Source organism: Nonomuraea sp. NPDC050478 (assembly GCF_044458265.1).
In the GTDB taxonomy this organism is placed as follows: domain Bacteria; phylum Actinomycetota; class Actinomycetes; order Streptosporangiales; family Streptosporangiaceae; genus Nonomuraea; species Nonomuraea ferruginea.
This window is the reverse complement of record NZ_JBITHT010000002.1, coordinates 349,534-364,229: the sequence shown is the minus strand read 5'-3', so window position 1 is coordinate 364,229 and position 14,696 is coordinate 349,534. Positions and strand designations below refer to the sequence as shown.

Sequence of the window (14,696 nt, the reverse complement as noted above, 5' to 3'; positions counted from 1 at the left end):
GTCAACTAATGAATGGCGGCTGCCGTACTAGAGGGGGATCCACTCCTTGGACGTGGTGATCTCGTCCAGGATGGACGGGATCGGGTCCACGCCGAGGCCAGGCCTCGTCGGCACTGCCAGGTGGCCGTCCGAGAGTTCGAAGGGCTCGGTGAGGTCGGTGGCGAAGTAGCGGCGGGAGGCGGAGGTGTCGCCCGGGAGGGTGAAGCCGGGCAGGGCCGCCAGCGCCACGTTCGCCGCGCGGCCGAGGCCCGTCTCCAGCATGCCGCCGCACCACACCGCGATCCCGTTGGCCCGGCACAGGTCGTGGACGCGGCGGGCCTCCAGGTAGCCGCCCAGGCGGCCGGGCTTGATGTTGATGATGGAGCAGGAGCCGAGGGCGATCGCCGCCGCCGCGTGCTCGGCCGACTCGATGGACTCGTCCAGGCAGACGGGGGTGCGCAACCGGCGGGCGAGCGCGGCGTGCTGGACGAAGTCGTCGTTGGCCAGCGGCTGCTCGATGAGCAGCAGGTCGAAGGCGTCCAGGCGGGCCAGGTGGCGGGCGTCGGCCAGGGTGTAGGCGGCGTTGGCGTCCACCTGGAGCAGCACGTCGTCGCCGAAGCGCTCGCGGACGGCGCGGACCGGCTCGATGTCCCAGCCGGGCTCGATCTTCAGCTTGATCCGCACGTACCCCTCGGACAGGTAGCCCTCCACCGCGTCGAGCAGCCGCGGGATCGAGTCCATGATGCCCACCGAGACCCCGCACGGCACCCGGTCGCGTGACGCCCCGAGGTAGCGGCCGAACGACTCGCCCGACGCCCGCAGCTGCGCGTCCAGCACGGCCGTCTCCAGCGCGGCCTTGGCCATCCGGTGTCCCTTGACCGGTTCCATGGCCCGGCCGGCGGACTGCGCGTCCACGCTCGCGGGCAGCCTCGGCAGGAGGAAGCGGCGGATCACCTCGGCCGCGCCGTCCACGTACTCGGAGGAGTAGAGCGGCTCCGACATGGCCACGCACTCGCCCCAGCCCTCCGCGTCGGGCGTCACCACCCGCACCAGCAGCACGTCGCGGGCCGTCTCGGTGCCGAACGAGGTGCGGAACGGGGCCACCAGCGGCATCGCGACCCGGCGCAGCTCGACTCCAGTGATCTTCACGCTCTCTCCACTACGTAGTACGACTTGTCGTGAAATCCGGTGACTCTGCGTCCCTCAGCCAGCATGTCACCCAGCGTCTCCCGTACGGCATGCCGCCAGGCCTTGGCCGTGCCGGGGTCGGTGCGGCGCAGGCGCTCGACGTCCTCGGGCACGGCGACCAGGACGGTGGCGGCGTCGGCGCGGCCGGGCACCGGGCGCCCGCCCTCGCCGGCGAGGGCCACCACCGCGTCCGGCGGCACCGGTACGGGGGAGCGCGCCCCCGAGACGAGGGCCTCGACGCGCCGGTCGGTGATCGGCCAGACCGCGAGCACCCGGTCGGCCTCGTCGCCCTGGTTGATCGCGTCGTCCATGACGCCGTAGAAGGCCGGCAGGTACTCCTCGGGCCGGGCGCCCAGCTTGGCCAGATTGAAGTGGGCGTTGCGGCGCACCAGCGGGTCGAACGTCCAGGTGATCCGGCGCACCCCGCGCTCCAGCGCCCACTGCCGCTGGTGCAGCTTCAGCGCGAACCCGGTGCCGGGGGAGCCCAGCACGCCGGTGATGTGCGAGTGCAGCGTGGCGTCCGCGCCGAAGAACGCCACGGACGCGCCCACCAGCCGCTCGCCGTCGAAGGCGCCCGCCACGTAGTTGCCCGCGTGCGCCATGGCCAGCATCAGCTCGGCGGTGATCGGCCGCCCGGCCGGCTCGAAGTGCCAGATGTCCTCGAACAGCGCCATGACCTGCTCGAACTCCGCGATGCCGTGGAGCTCTCTGATGGCGTTCAAAGCTGTCGGCCCTCTCCGTGGGTCGGATGTCACCGCGACGTTATGCCACCGCACCCCCGCCGGGATTCGTCCGGGCATACCAAGACGGCGGGCTTCTTCGTCGCCCCGCCCGAGGAGCCCGCGCTGGGCGGGGTCAGCGTTCGAGGACGGGGAGGGAGGAGGGGGCCGTGGTCAGGGGGCGGGGGCCGGATTCCGTGCACGCCACGATGTCGGCCACCCGGGCGCCGAACAGGTCGGGTACGTAGATCGCCGGTTCCAGGCAGAGCACCATGCCCGCTTCCAGCGGCGTGTCGTCGTCCGCGCGCAGCCGGGGGCTCTCGTCGGCGCCCAGCCCGACGCCCCGGCCCGCCCCGGGCGCCGCGAACCGGCCGTAGCCGCTGTCGTCGACGGCCTGCGCCACGGCCGCCGCCACCGCCGCGGCCGGCACGCCCGGCCGGGCCGCCGCCATCCCGGCGTGGCGGGCCGCCACCACGACCGAGTACACGGCGTCGTAGTCCTCCGGCGGCTCGGCGACCGCGAACACCCGGGCCACCTCGGCGCAGTAACCGTCCCAGCGCGCGCTCAGCGACACCAGCAGCGCGTCCCCCGGATTGATCACCCGGTCAGATGGGGCGCTCCCCGGCGCGGCGGTGCCTGGACCGGCCGTGACCCGCACCGACAGCACCTCCTCGCACCCCGCCTCCAGCGCCAGCACGCGCAGCCGGGTCGCCATGGCCCGCTCGGTGGCGCCGAACCAGGACAGCTCAGGGGCGCAGGCCAGCACGGAGTCGGCGGCGAGTGCAGCCCGCTCGACCATCGCGACCTCGTACGGCTCCTTCCGCAGCCGCAGGGGCGCGAGCACCTGCGCGGCCGGGACCAGTTCCGCGTCGACGGCCAGCCCGAACAGCTCCCGCACCCGCATCTCGGGGTCCACCCCGACCCGCCGCACCCCCGGCGGCAGGTACGGGCGCGGGTCCGCGGTCTCGGCGGCCCCGTCCATCGTCACCACGAGGAAGCCGTCACCGCGCCCGCCGAGAAACCGGAAGTCCGGCGAGGGCCGCAGCACCAGCGCGTCGATCCCGTCCGCCGCCATCCCCGCCCGCACGGCACTCAGCCGGTCCCCTCCGGAGACCGGAACGGACACGGCGGGGCGCGTCCGCTCCTCCCGCACGCCGCCCACCGGCCGGAGGTCCGGCGGGGGCTGGGAGGGGTCCGGCGGGGTCACGACGGCTCGTGCAGCCAGCAGGCGACCGGCCCGAACTCCGGCTCCTTGACCCGGCACACGTCCATCACCAGCGGGCACCGGGGATGGAACCGGCATCCCTGTGGCGGGTCCGCCGGGTCGGGGACGTCGCCCGGCAGCTCGGCCGGCAGCACCCCCATCCCGTCCGGCTTCGGGATCGCCCCCAGCAGGGCCTGCGTGTACGGGTGACGAGGCTCGGCCCACACCTCGGCCGTGTCGCCCACCTCGACGATCCGCCCCAGGTACATGACCGCGATCCGGTCGGCGATCAGCCGCACCACCGACAGGTCGTGGCTGATGAACAGCAGCCCCGCCCCCGAGGAGACGGCCAGGTCCCGCATGAGGGTGGCCACCTGGGACTGGGCGGAGGCGTCCAGCGCCGAGATCGGCTCGTCGCCGATGAGCAGCCGCGGCCGCGCGGCCAGCGCCCGCGCGATCGCGATCCGCTGCCGCTGCCCGCCGGAGAACTCGTGCGGGTGCCGGGAGGCGAACTCGCGCGGCAGCCCCACCCGCTCCAGCAGGTCGGCCGGACTGCTCGTGGCGTCGCCCGCCACCCGCAGCCCGTCCGCGATCTGGTCGCCGACCCGGCGGCGCGGGTTCAGCGACGCGTACGGGTCCTGGAACACCATCTGGACCCCGGTCATCGTCCTGCGGCGCAGGCCGAGCGGCGTCACCGGCGTCCCCTCGAAGCTGATCGACCCCGAGGCGGCCCGGTTCAGCCCGACCACGGCGCGGGCCAGCGTGGACTTGCCGCAGCCGGACTCGCCGACCAGGCCCACCACCTCGCCCGCGCGCACCTCCAGGCTCGCCCCGGCGACCGCCCTGACCACGGGCCGGCCGGGGGTGCGGTGCTCGACGACCAGGTCGTCGATCTTCAGCAGGCTACTCATGAGACCTCCGCGTCGGGCAGCGACGCCAGCAGCGTGCGAGTGTACGGGTGATCCGGCTCGCGCAGCACCCGGGAGCGCGGCCCGGTCTCCACGACCAGGCCGTCCTTCATCACGCTCACCTCGTCCGCGACCGCCGACATGACGCCGAGGTCGTGCGTGACCAGCAGCACCGCCAGGCCCAGCTCGTCGCAGAGCCCGCGCAGCAGCCGCAGCACGCCCGCCTGCACGGTCACGTCCAGCGCGGTCGTCGGCTCGTCGGCGATGAGCACCTTGGGGGAGCAGGCCAGCGCCACCGCGATCGCGATGCGCTGCCGCATGCCGCCGGAGAACTGGTGCGGATAGCGCCGGTACGCCTCCTCCGCGCCGGGGATGCGGACCTTGCGCAGCAGCTCGACGGCCCGGTCCCGAGCCTCGGCCCTGCCGAGGCCGAGGTGGTGGCGCATGTGCTCGGTGAGCTGCCTGCCGACGGTCAGCATCGGGTGCAGGCTGGTGGCCGGGTCCTGGAAGACCATGGCGACCTCGCCGCCGCGCACCTTGTTCAGCTCCTTGGGCGGCAGCGTGAGCAGCTCGCGCCCCTCCAGCGCGATGCCGCCGGTGACGCGGGAGCCGTGCGGCAGCAGGCCGAGCACGGCCAGCCCGGTCATGGTCTTGCCCGAGCCGCTCTCGCCGGCCAGGCCGTGCACCCGGCCGGGCTCCAGCGTCAGGTCCACGCCGCGCAGGATGTCCTTCCCGCCGATCGTCACCTTCAGGTCAGTGATCGCCAGCGTCACAGCGCACGCTCCTTGATCGCGCGAGCGGTCCGGGGGTCGAGGGCGTCGCGGAGGGTGTCGCCGAGGAAGTTGAACGCGAGCACCACGGTCAGGATCGCCAGGCCCGGGAAGGTGGCGACCCACCAGCTGTCGAACACCTCGACGCCCGACGACACCATCGCCCCCCACTCGGGCGACGGCGGCTTGGCGCCCAGCCCCAGGAACGACAGGCCGGACAGCAGCAGCAGCGCGGTGCCGATGTCGAGCGTGGCCAGCACCAGGATGGGGCCGGTCACGTTCGGCAGCACGTCCACGCGGAGCGAGCGCCACGCGGAGAAGCCGAGCAGCCGCCCGCTCAGCACGAACTCCCGCTCCCGCACGCCCAGCACCAGCCCGCGGGTGACGCGCGCGTACGCGGGCCAGGCCACGACCAGCACGGCCAGCACCGCGTTGGTGAGGCTGGCGCCGAGCGCCGCGGCCACCACCATGGCCAGGATCACCGTCGGGAACGCGAACACCAGGTCCGCCAGCCGCATGATCGTCTCGTCCACCCATCGGCCGAAATATCCGGCGCAGGCGCCGAGGAGACCGCCGATCAGCAACGACAGCGCCACCAGCGCCAGGGTCAGCGGGATCGACACCCGCGCCCCGTGCATGACCCGCGACAGGATGTCGCGCCCGAGCTGGTCCGTGCCGAACCAGTGATCGGGCCCCGGCGGCGCCAGCCGCGGCAGCTCCTGGGCGAGCGGGTCGTGCGGCGCCAGCCAGGGCGCCGCCACCGCGATCACCAGCCAGGCCACCGCGATCACCACGCCGGACACGGCGAGCGGCTGCCGCCAGGCCTGCGGCAGCCGGCCCAGCAGCCCCTTGCGGGCCAGGGGATCCCGCCTCATCGCAACCTCACTCGGGGGTCGATCACGCCGTACAGGACGTCCACGATCAGGTTGATGACCAGGTACACCACGCCCACCACCAGGCCGACGCCCATCACCGCGGGCAGGTCGAGCGTGGTGGCGCTCTTGTAGGCGTACTGGCCGATGCCCGGCCAGGCGAAGATCGCCTCCACCAGGACAGTGCCGGACAGCAGGCTGCCGAACGCCAGGCCCGCCACCGTGATGACCGGCACCAGCGCCGAGCGCAGCACGTACCGGAACAGGATCACCCGTCCCGGCAGGCCCTTGGCGCGGGCGGCGCGTACGTAGTCCTGGCCGAGCACCTCCAGCACCGCCGAGCGGGTGAACCGGGTCAGCAGCCCGATCGTGTAGAGCGCCAGCACCAGCGCGGGCGTGATCAGGTGGCCGACGGCGGAGCCGAACACGTCCCACTGGCCGGCCAGCAGCGCGTCCACCGTGTGCAGCCCGGTCACCGGGGGCGGCGCGCCGAGCGCCGGGTCCACCCGGCCGCTGCCCGGGGTGATCTGCAGCCGGTAGAAGAACACGTAGAACGCCACCAGCGCCAGCCAGAACGTCGGCACCGAGATGCCGATCAGGCTCAGCAGCCGCAGCAGGTGGTCGGAGAGCCGGTCGCGGCGCAGCGCGGCGATCACGCCGAAGGCCACGCCGAGCACCAGCGAGATGAGGATGGCCGCGCCCGCCAGCTCCAGCGTGGCCGGCACCGCCTCCGCCAGGTCCTGGCTGACGGGCCGGTGGCTCTGCTGGCTGTCGCCCAGGTCACCCTGGACCAGCCCTTGCAGGTACAGGCCGTACTGCTCCCACAGCGGCTTGTCCAGCCCGTGCTCGGCCCGCCACTGGGCGACGATCTCCGGGTCGTTCATGGCCCGCTGGCCCAGGTTCGCCGCCACGGGGTCGCCTGGTACGAGGTTCGTCAGCACGAACGTCACCAGGGTGACCCCCCACGCGAGGAGGATGGCCATCAGCACCCGGCGGATCAGGAACCGGGCCAGCGGCGGCAGCGCCGGCCGCCGGGGGCGCGGCGGGGTGACCGTCGCGCCCTTCTCCACGCTCGCGGGCACTTCTACTGCACGCCCAGGTCGGCGACGTCGACCTGCCACACCGGGTGGTACTCGATGCCGGTGACCGAGGTGGCCGCGACGATGTTCTGGCTCGGCTGGATGAGCGGGACGAACGGCCCGGACTCGTTCAGCTTGCGCTGCACCTCCTGGTAGGCCTGCGTGCGGGCGTCGTCGCCGATCGCGGTGGCCGCCTTCTCGCCGAGCTCCTCCAGTTCCTTGTTCGCGCCGGCCTTCCACCCGGCGCGCTCGCCGACGAGCTGGCCGGGCAGGAACGCCAGGTAGACGTTCGGGTCGGGGTAGTCAGGGCCCCAGTACCACAGGCCCATCTCCTCCTTGCCGTTGCGGTAGTTGTCCAGCGCCGTCGTCACCGGGGCGGGCTGGAGGTCCACCGTGATGCCGACCTCCTTGAGGTTGGCCTGCACGCGCTCGGCCAGCGGCTGGAAGGACAGGCCGTTCACGGTCAGCTCGGTCGGGTACTCCAGCTTGACCGTCGGGTTGGACAGCCCGCTCTCGGCCAGCGCCGCCTTGGCGCCCTCCACGTCGCGCTGGACCGCCTCGCCCTCGGTCAGCGCGCCCAGGATCTGGGACGGGATCACGCCCGGCGCCCTGGCCGCGCCCTCGCCGGCCAGTTCCAGCAGGCCCGAGTAGTCGACGCCCTTGCGGACGGCCTCGACGAACTTGGCGTTCGTCGTCACGTCGCTGATCTCGGAGTCCTGGTTGGCCAGCAGGAAGAAGACGTTCGCCGAGGCGGTCTTCTTGACCTGCAGCGTGTCCGGCATGTTCGCCACCTGGTCGCCGGACAGGTTCAGCGCCAGCTGGCTGTCGCCGCGCTGCACGTTGAGCTTCTGCGTCGCCGACTCGACGTTGCGGATGACGACCTTCTCGTACGCGGGCTTGTCGCCGTGGTACTGCGGGTTCGCCTTCAGCACGACCTGGCTGCTGACGTTGAACGTCTCGATCTGGTACGGGCCGGAGCCTGCCGAGTTGGCGTTGAGGTACTGCTCGGCCTTGTCCTGGGCGTCGGCGGTGCCGCCGTTCTCCTTGACCACGTCGCTGTTGAGGATGCCGAGCGCGGGGTTCGGCAGGATGTACGGCAGGGCGGCGTTGGCCTTCTCCGACGTCATCGTGACCGTCGTGTCGTCGGTCTTCTCGACCTCCACGCCGTCGAGCAGGAACGACGGGCTACCCTTCATGTCACGGACCCGGGTGAGCGAGAAGACCACGTCGTCGGCCGTGATCGGGGAGCCGTCGGCGAACGTGGCTCCCTGCTTGAGCTTGAGCGTCAGCACCTTGCCGTCGTCGGACAGCTCGTAGGACTCGGCGAGGGCGGGGACGGGCTTGGTCACGTCCGACCCGTCGAACGTGAGCAACGTCTCGTACGTGGCCTTGCCCACGATGAGGCCGGTCGGCTCGTACGTGCGTCCGGGGTCGGCCGTCTTCAGGTCGAAGGACGTGTCGATGACGAGGGTCTTGCCGCCGCTCTGCGCGGCGGGGGCCTGTGCGCCGCCGCTTCCGCAGGCGGCGAGGGCGAGCGCACCGGCGAGCAGCACTGCCGCCGTCTGCGAGCGGGTCGCCATGTAGGTCCTCCAAGTGGACGGTTCGAACGGGAACGCCCAGGATTGTCCGTCAATCTGTCCAGGTTCTGTGCGGTCACTGAGACGGATATAAATGAGTGCGAGGTAACAATGACTGAAATTTCCAGAAATGGTGGTACCGGGGGCACGCACCCTGGACGGATCGGCATCGGGCTCGACCTGGACTCCACCCATATGAAGATCCTTGAGGTCCTCCGCGAGAACGGCAGGATCTCGGTCGCGTCCCTGGCGGAGCGGGTCGGCATCTCCCGGGCGAACGCCTACACCCGTTTCGAGGCGCTGCGCGCGGAGGGGGCCATCAAGGGCTTCACCGCCGAGGTGGACCCGGTCAAGGCCGGACTGGGCATCACCGCGCTCATCTTCGTGACCGTCCGGCAGCAGATGTGGAAGCAGTTCAGGGCCGAGCTGGCGCGCATGCCGGAGGTCGAGTACTGCGCGATCACCACCGGGCAGCACGACGCGATGATCCTGGTAAGGGTGGCGGACGTGGCCGAGGTGCACGCCATGGTGACCGACCGGCTGGCCAACATCCCCGCGGTCAAGGCCACCGAGACCGTGTTCATCCTGGACGAGGTGCTCAAGCGGCCCTACGTGCTGCCGAGCGACCGCGAGCGGGCCCGCCCCGCCCGGCGGCCCGCCCCCGAGACGCCGGGGGACGTGCCGCTGGGCAAGATGCGCTTCGTGCAGGCCGCCGAGGGCAGGGCGGCGCTGCGCAAGGACACCTGACGGTCAGGCGACGACCTCGGTGCACACGCTCACGTGCGGCGTGTCGTCACCGGCGAACATGAACTCCTCCACCAGGCGCAGCCTGCCGTCCGACTCGTTCTCCACCCGGCTGTCGCTGCGTCCCGCCGCGGTGCCGCCCGCCACCAGCGCGTGCACGTACGAGATCGAGACCCGCTCGCCCTCCCGGGTGCCGACGAAGCGGCCGAGGGTCACCGTGTCGCCGGTGTAGCTGCCCCACACCAGGCCGTCCTCCTCCCAGTACTCGAACTCGGTGGGGCTGTCGGGGTCCACCTTGCTCGCGGTCGAGCTCACCATCACGAATTTGCGGCCGTTGAGTAGGTTCACGCGCTCCATCGTGGAGGCTGCGCGCCCGCGGCCGGGAACCGGCTGGACGGATGGCGCGACGGCGACCGGCTGGGCGGCGATCCGTCCAGCCGGGCCCGGCGAATCCTTGGCTATTCCGATCACATCGCTTAATGTGTTGGTCAAATCACCGTCGGTAACGAGGAGATCGTCATGGTGGCGTACGTGTTCTCGGTCATGGCGGCGGTTGCCCTGGTGGGGGCCGCCGCCTTCACGTTCCGGCTGGCGGGCAAGGGGAGTGACGACCGCGGCGCCGACGGGCCGTCTGCCGGGCACGCGGGGGCCATGCTCTCGGCGCTGTTCCTGCTGGTCTTCGCGATCGCCGTGATCGTCCCCTGGACCACCGCCGACGCGGCGAGACAGAACACCCAGGTCGAGAGCCGCGCCGTGGTCGACGCCTACTGGGCCGCCGCCGGGCTGCCGTCCGTCATGGTGGAGCCGATCCGCACCGGGTTGCGGGAGTACGCGACCTTTGTCGTGGAGGACGAATGGCCGCGGATGGCCCGGGGTGAGCTCGACCCGATGGGCGGCGTCAGGCTCGACGAGCTGCGTTCCCGGATCATCGAGCTGACCTCGGACGACGACGACGAGCGGGAGGCCAGGACCACCACGCTCGGCCACCTCTCGGCCATCGGCGCGGCCCGCGCCCAGCGTGCCGCGGACGCCGCCGCCACCCCGCCGGCGGGGCTCCTGTCCCTCACGGTCCTGACCGGGCTGGCGGTGATCTTCTTCCCGTTCCTCGCGGGGGCCCGGCCGCGCGGGATCACGTTGCTGCCGCTGGCGGCGATGGCCGCCCTCCTGGGCTTCGGCACCTACCTGACCTGGGACATCGCCCGCGCCTTCGACGGTCCTCTGGCAGTCGGCCCGGAAGCCTTCACGGCGGCGCTGAACGAGTTCGCCCGCATCGCCGGAGGCGTCTGACATGCCACGTCCCCTCGCCCCCCTGCTGGTGGCGATCACCCTGCTGACCCTCTCCGCCTGCCTGCCCGCCGAGCCGGCGGCGCGCGGCAGCGGCCCCGCCCCACCGCTCGTCCGTCCCGTCGCGCCCTCGGATCTCCCGCCCGTGCGTGTCAGCCGTGTCGAGGGCGCGTCGTATCGCGCCGGGCGTTGGTCCGTGACAGGTGTACGTGCCGATCACGGCCCGCCGGACCCCGCCGAGCTGGGGGAGCGGGCGGAACGGCTGGCCAGGAACCTGTCCCGGCCGAGGTCCCGGACGCCGGATTCCCGGTTGTCGAAGCCCCGGCTGGCCGAGCCTCGGGTAATGAAACCCCGGGTGTCGAAACCCCGGGTCGAGCCGCCCGGGGTCTCCGTCGGGGAGGGCCGGGTGCCGGGGAAGCGGCGGCCGGGGCCGCTGGTGTCGGTGCCTGACGTGCGGGTGTACGGAGACGCCGTGTGCGTCGAGACCCCGCGCTCCCACGTCCACATCGGCAGATGCCGCGCCACCCCCGCCCCGGAGAGCACCTGGCACGCCTCCCAGGTGTCGCCGCCCGTCGTGACCCCCACCCCGACCCCCACGAAGGCCGAGCCCACCCCCACCTCCAACCTGAGGATCGTGGCCGCCCGCCCCGACCCACCAGGACGGCCCAACCCCCTCGCCACCGTCCTGCTGATGGCGGTGCTGACCACCGTGATCGCCTCAGCCACCGCCGTCGCCTTCGGCGCCGTCAAATAACCACCCACAACCGGCCTGACCGCCGGTCGCCCTCGACACAGGCAAAGGAGCCGGCCCGCCGGCATCAGACGTCCACTGCCCGCCCGGCCGGGTGAACCCCGCGCTGATCCAAGCCGGGCAAGCTCCGCCCGACTACCCGATCAGGTGAGTGCCGCTCGCTGGTCCAGGCCGGGTGGGTGTCCCGGTCGGGTGGGTGCTGTCCCGCCCTCAGTCACTCACCCCGACCACCCCGGTCGGGTGAGTGCCGCTCGGTGATTGCGGGTCAGCTGGTCGGTGCGCGGTCGTTTCGGTGGTGGGTCGCAAGGGGTGGCGTGACCGTTGCCAGGAAGGGGAGCAGGGCCTCGGCGGTCTGGTCGGGCATCTCGGCGTGCGGGTAGTGGCCCGCGCCGTCGATCACGCGTACCTCGGCAGGGCCGCCGAGCTTGGCGGCGGTGCGGGCGGCGTCGCCGGCGGGGTCGGGGAAGTCGGCGTCCTTACCGCCCATCACCAGCAGGGACGGCTGGGTGACCTCGGCGTACCGGTTCGCCACCCCGGCCAGGGAGAGCGCGATCTGCGCGCGCAGCGGGACCATGCCGCCGGGCGCGCGCAGGGCCGCCTTCAGCTCCGCCAGGTACGCGTCGAAGTCGTCCGGCCGGGCCGAGGGGTAGCTCGTACGCAGGAACATCCCCCAAAGCCCGGCGTTCCTGCCGACGAGCCAGGACGCCGCCCGCATCCACGCCTTGACCCTCGTCTCACCGGAGAACGTGCCGATGAGCCCGAGGCCGGAGACGGACTCCGGCGACTCGGCCGCCGCCCAGACCGCCGACGAGCAGCCGATCGAGTGGCCGATGACCGTCGCCGGGCCGCCCAACTGGCGGATGAGGGCGAGCACGTCGGAGCCGATCGCGTCCACCCCGTACCCGGGCCAGCCGGTGCCGGAGGCGCCGTAGCCGCGCACGTCCATGGCCGCGACCCGATGGCCGGCCAGCCGGGGGATCAGGTGGCGGAAGGTGCGGTGGGTGTCGCCCATACCGTGGACCAGCACCACCAGCGGGCCCTCGCCGCTGACCCGGTACGCGATCCGGCCGCCGGGAACGTCCAGCGCTTCCATAGTTCACCGCTCCAATCAGAGAGCACCGATCTCCATTGAGTGCAGTGAACCACGCGCCTGGTGTTAAGGCAAGGGCTCAGACGCTGGAACGGCGCCCGGTCAGCTGGAGGCTCTGGCCCCGTTCCAGATAGACCACGCGATCGTCCAGGCCGCAGCTCAGCATGTGCTGCTTGAAGTCGCTCAGCGGCGAGGCGAACGCCGCGTAGTCGTCGAAGTGGACCGGCACCACGGTGGTGGGATCGACGAGGTCGACGTAGCGGGAGCCCTGCTCGCCGTCCATCGTGACCGTCATCAGGCCGAGCAGCTTCGTGCCGCCCAGGTGCACGACCGCCACGTCGACGTCGGGGAAGCGGATCGGGATCGACTCCAGCCGCCGGTCCATCAGCGTGTCGCCGCTGATGAGCAGCCGCAGGTCGGGCAGCCCTTCCGAGTCGCAGAACTCCAGCATGCTCCCCATGACGGGAGGCAGCAGCGTCTCGGCGGAGCCGGGCGCGTGGCGGGCCGGCAGCGCGGTGATCGTCACCGACCCGCCGGGGCCGCGCAGCTCGTGCTGCTGCCAGATGGACAGGCCCGTCGTCCGCTTGAACCCCTGCCGGCCCAGCCGCCGCGCCGCGTGCCGGGTCGTCACGATCTCCGTGTCCCGGTCCAGGCCCTTGCGGGTCACCCGGTCCCAGTGGTCGCCGTGCATGTGCGACAGCACCACCGCGTCCAGCGGCGGCAGCTCGTCGATCCGCAGCGCGGGCTCGGTCAGGCGCTTGGTCGTCAGCCCGTAGCCGAGGTAGGCGCGCTGGCCGCGGTGCAGGAAGTTCGGGTCGGTGAGCAGGTTGAAACCGTTGTAGCGGATGAGCGTGGTGGCGTTCCCGATGAACAGCAGGCTCCCCCGGCCGGTGGCGGGCATGGCGTCCTCATCTCCTGCGGGTGGAACGGTCGGGCAGGACTTTTGTCCCTTTTCGTCCAGTAAGTGACCCCATGCCACCGATTGCTGACGCCAAACCCGCCCGTACGGTTCAGCCAGGGGCGATGCCACTCAGGCACGTCGCCACCAGGCGGTCGGCGAAGCCGGGCGGGACCCGGATCTCGCCGGCCGGGGTGCCGGTGAACAGGTGCGGCAGGATGAGCTCGTGGCAGGCCCCGACCACCATGGTCGCCGCGGCCTCGGCGTCGGCCCGCGCGGCGACCTTGCCCGCCGCCTGCCCCGCCCGCAGATAACGCGTCAGCGCCCCCCGCAAACCGTCCGGCCCCTCGGCGTGCCCTCGGAGGAGGCCGGGGCCGCCGCCGAGCTCGGCGAAGCGGGCCAGGACGCCCGGCTGGGCCAGGAGCCCGGCGAAGGCGGGCAGGATCGCCAGGTGCAGCGCCACCCCGTAGTCGACGTACGCCCGCAGACCGGTCTCCAGGTCACCCTCGCCGGAGCCGTCCGGCAGCGCGGGGAGGCTCCGCTCCACCGTCCGGACGTGCGCCAGCAGCGCCCGTGCGATCAGCTCCTCCTTGTCGGCGAAGTGGTTGTACAGCACCCCGTCGGCGACCCCCGCCTCCTTGGCGATGGCCCGCACGGTCAGCCCCGCCGCGCCGTGCCGGGCGATCAGCCGCTCGGCCGTCGCGATGAGGTGCGCGGGCAACGACTCACTGCCGGGGACGGCTGCCGCTTTACGAGGGCTCATGCCCGTACGGCCGATATCAGGTTGGCGTAGCCGCGCAGCCGTACCGCGCCCGCCCGCTCGTACGGGCGCAGGGCCGGCGCGAGGGCGGCCGTGGCGCGCTCGGCGGAGGCGGGATCGGCGAGGGAGAGCCGGTAGCGGATCGGCCCCCACCCGGCGAGGAACGCGGCCGCGTCCTCCGTGTCGCGCCCCCACACCTGGTCGGCCTCCACCGGGGTCACCTCCACATCGGTGAAGCCCGCGGCGGTGAACACCTCCTGGACGCGGGCGGGGTCGGCGAGCGAGGCGGGGGAGGTGCCGTCGGGCGACTCGGGCGGCGGCGGCAGGTGGGCCGCCATGGCGCCGAGCACCGTGACCAGCTCCGGTATGTCGCGCAGGCTGAGGAACGCCACCCGCCCGCCGGGCACCAGCGCGCTCCCGATGTTGCGGAAGGCGGCCACCGGATCGGCGAAGAACATGATGCCGAACCGGCTGACCGCCAGGTCGTAAGCGCCTTCGCCGAAGTCGTGCACCTGGGCGTCGCCCTGGGTGAAGGTCACGTTGCCGACCCCCTCGGCGGCGGCCAGCTCACGGGCCTTGGCGAGCATGGGCGCCGACAGGTCGAGCCCGGTCGCCTCCCGGCCCCGCCGCGCCGCCAGCCTGGTGAGCTGGCCGGCGCCGCACCCGACGTCGAGCACCCGGTCGCCGTCGCGCACGAAGCGCAGGAGGTGCTCGTTGTAGACGCCGTTCATGGCGTCGTAGCGGTCGTGGTGGCCGGCCCAGTGGGCGCCCTCGTAGCCGTTCCACGCCTCGGCCTGGTGAGTGTTGACGATCGTCATACCAACTCCTGGATGAACATGCGTTCATGAACGTGCATTCATGATGTTAGCATGC

Annotated in this window: 16 protein-coding genes; 3 read left to right on the top strand and 13 right to left on the bottom strand. The window is 72.5% G+C overall.

Going from position 1 to position 14,696, the window contains the following annotated elements; all coding sequences use genetic code 11:
• Positions 1-27: 27 nt before the first annotated feature.
• From menC to ACIBF7_RS09695, 8 genes are all read right to left on the bottom strand, one after another.
• Complete coding sequence (menC, locus tag ACIBF7_RS09730; protein WP_271276226.1) at positions 28-1,128, bottom strand: o-succinylbenzoate synthase; 1,101 nt, start codon at positions 1,126-1,128, stop codon at positions 28-30.
• Positions 1,125-1,889, bottom strand: a complete 765-nt coding sequence (locus tag ACIBF7_RS09725) for a GNAT family N-acetyltransferase (RefSeq protein ID WP_397196884.1) — start codon at positions 1,887-1,889, stop codon at positions 1,125-1,127. The genes menC and ACIBF7_RS09725 overlap by 4 nt, the downstream gene beginning before the upstream one ends.
• Before the next feature lie 133 nt (positions 1,890-2,022).
• Positions 2,023-3,093: a M24 family metallopeptidase gene (locus ACIBF7_RS09720; RefSeq protein WP_397196883.1), complete on the bottom strand. Its 1,071-nt coding sequence runs from the start codon at positions 3,091-3,093 to the stop codon at positions 2,023-2,025.
• The gene (locus tag ACIBF7_RS09715) at positions 3,090-4,001 is read right to left on the bottom strand and encodes an ABC transporter ATP-binding protein (RefSeq protein WP_148032065.1); all 912 of its coding nucleotides are present in this window, start codon (positions 3,999-4,001) and stop codon (positions 3,090-3,092) included. The genes ACIBF7_RS09720 and ACIBF7_RS09715 overlap by 4 nt, the downstream gene beginning before the upstream one ends.
• Complete coding sequence (locus ACIBF7_RS09710; protein ID WP_219544323.1) at positions 3,998-4,771, bottom strand: ABC transporter ATP-binding protein; 774 nt, start codon at positions 4,769-4,771, stop codon at positions 3,998-4,000. The genes ACIBF7_RS09715 and ACIBF7_RS09710 overlap by 4 nt, the downstream gene beginning before the upstream one ends.
• Complete coding sequence (locus tag ACIBF7_RS09705) at positions 4,768-5,643, bottom strand: ABC transporter permease (RefSeq protein WP_148032063.1); 876 nt, start codon at positions 5,641-5,643, stop codon at positions 4,768-4,770. Before ACIBF7_RS09705 ends, ACIBF7_RS09710 begins: the two co-directional genes overlap by 4 nt.
• Positions 5,640-6,722: an ABC transporter permease gene (locus tag ACIBF7_RS09700; protein WP_397196882.1), complete on the bottom strand. Its 1,083-nt coding sequence runs from the start codon at positions 6,720-6,722 to the stop codon at positions 5,640-5,642. Before ACIBF7_RS09700 ends, ACIBF7_RS09705 begins: the two co-directional genes overlap by 4 nt.
• 2 nt (positions 6,723-6,724) lie before the next feature.
• On the bottom strand, positions 6,725-8,299 hold the full coding sequence (locus ACIBF7_RS09695) for an ABC transporter substrate-binding protein (RefSeq protein ID WP_397196881.1): 1,575 nt from the start codon (positions 8,297-8,299) through the stop codon (positions 6,725-6,727).
• 108 nt (positions 8,300-8,407) lie between these two features.
• Here ACIBF7_RS09695 and ACIBF7_RS09690 point away from each other — a divergent pair, with 108 nt between their 5' ends.
• Positions 8,408-9,043 carry an Lrp/AsnC family transcriptional regulator gene (locus tag ACIBF7_RS09690; protein ID WP_219544325.1) on the top strand — a complete coding sequence of 212 codons (636 nt, stop codon included), beginning with the start codon at positions 8,408-8,410 and terminating at the stop codon, positions 9,041-9,043.
• Positions 9,044-9,046: 3 nt separating this feature from the next.
• Here ACIBF7_RS09690 and ACIBF7_RS09685 read toward each other — a convergent pair whose 3' ends face one another.
• On the bottom strand, positions 9,047-9,388 hold the full coding sequence (locus ACIBF7_RS09685; RefSeq protein WP_261808604.1) for a hypothetical protein: 342 nt from the start codon (positions 9,386-9,388) through the stop codon (positions 9,047-9,049).
• Positions 9,389-9,559: 171 nt separating this feature from the next.
• Here ACIBF7_RS09685 and ACIBF7_RS09680 point away from each other — a divergent pair, with 171 nt between their 5' ends.
• Both ACIBF7_RS09680 and ACIBF7_RS09675 read left to right on the top strand, forming a co-directional pair.
• Entirely contained in the window at positions 9,560-10,327 is a 768-nt protein-coding gene (locus tag ACIBF7_RS09680; RefSeq protein ID WP_271276230.1) for a DUF4239 domain-containing protein, read from the top strand.
• A gap of 1 nt (position 10,328) precedes the next feature.
• Positions 10,329-11,078 (top strand): hypothetical protein, encoded by a 750-nt coding sequence (locus ACIBF7_RS09675; RefSeq protein WP_271276231.1) that lies wholly within the window; start codon positions 10,329-10,331, stop codon positions 11,076-11,078.
• A gap of 262 nt (positions 11,079-11,340) precedes the next feature.
• Here the strand turns inward: ACIBF7_RS09675 and ACIBF7_RS09670 are convergent, their stop codons facing one another.
• The 4 genes from ACIBF7_RS09670 to ACIBF7_RS09655 form a co-directional block, all read right to left on the bottom strand.
• Positions 11,341-12,168, bottom strand: a complete 828-nt coding sequence (locus ACIBF7_RS09670; RefSeq protein WP_397196880.1) for an alpha/beta fold hydrolase — start codon at positions 12,166-12,168, stop codon at positions 11,341-11,343.
• Positions 12,169-12,244: 76 nt separating this feature from the next.
• The gene (locus ACIBF7_RS09665; protein ID WP_148032058.1) at positions 12,245-13,066 is read right to left on the bottom strand and encodes an MBL fold metallo-hydrolase; all 822 of its coding nucleotides are present in this window, start codon (positions 13,064-13,066) and stop codon (positions 12,245-12,247) included.
• Positions 13,067-13,175: 109 nt separating this feature from the next.
• Positions 13,176-13,826, bottom strand: coding sequence for a TetR/AcrR family transcriptional regulator (locus tag ACIBF7_RS09660; protein ID WP_397196879.1), 651 nt, complete (start codon positions 13,824-13,826; stop codon positions 13,176-13,178).
• The gene (locus ACIBF7_RS09655; protein ID WP_397196878.1) at positions 13,823-14,641 is read right to left on the bottom strand and encodes a class I SAM-dependent methyltransferase; all 819 of its coding nucleotides are present in this window, start codon (positions 14,639-14,641) and stop codon (positions 13,823-13,825) included. The genes ACIBF7_RS09660 and ACIBF7_RS09655 overlap by 4 nt, the downstream gene beginning before the upstream one ends.
• Between the last annotated feature and the right edge of the window lie 55 nt (positions 14,642-14,696).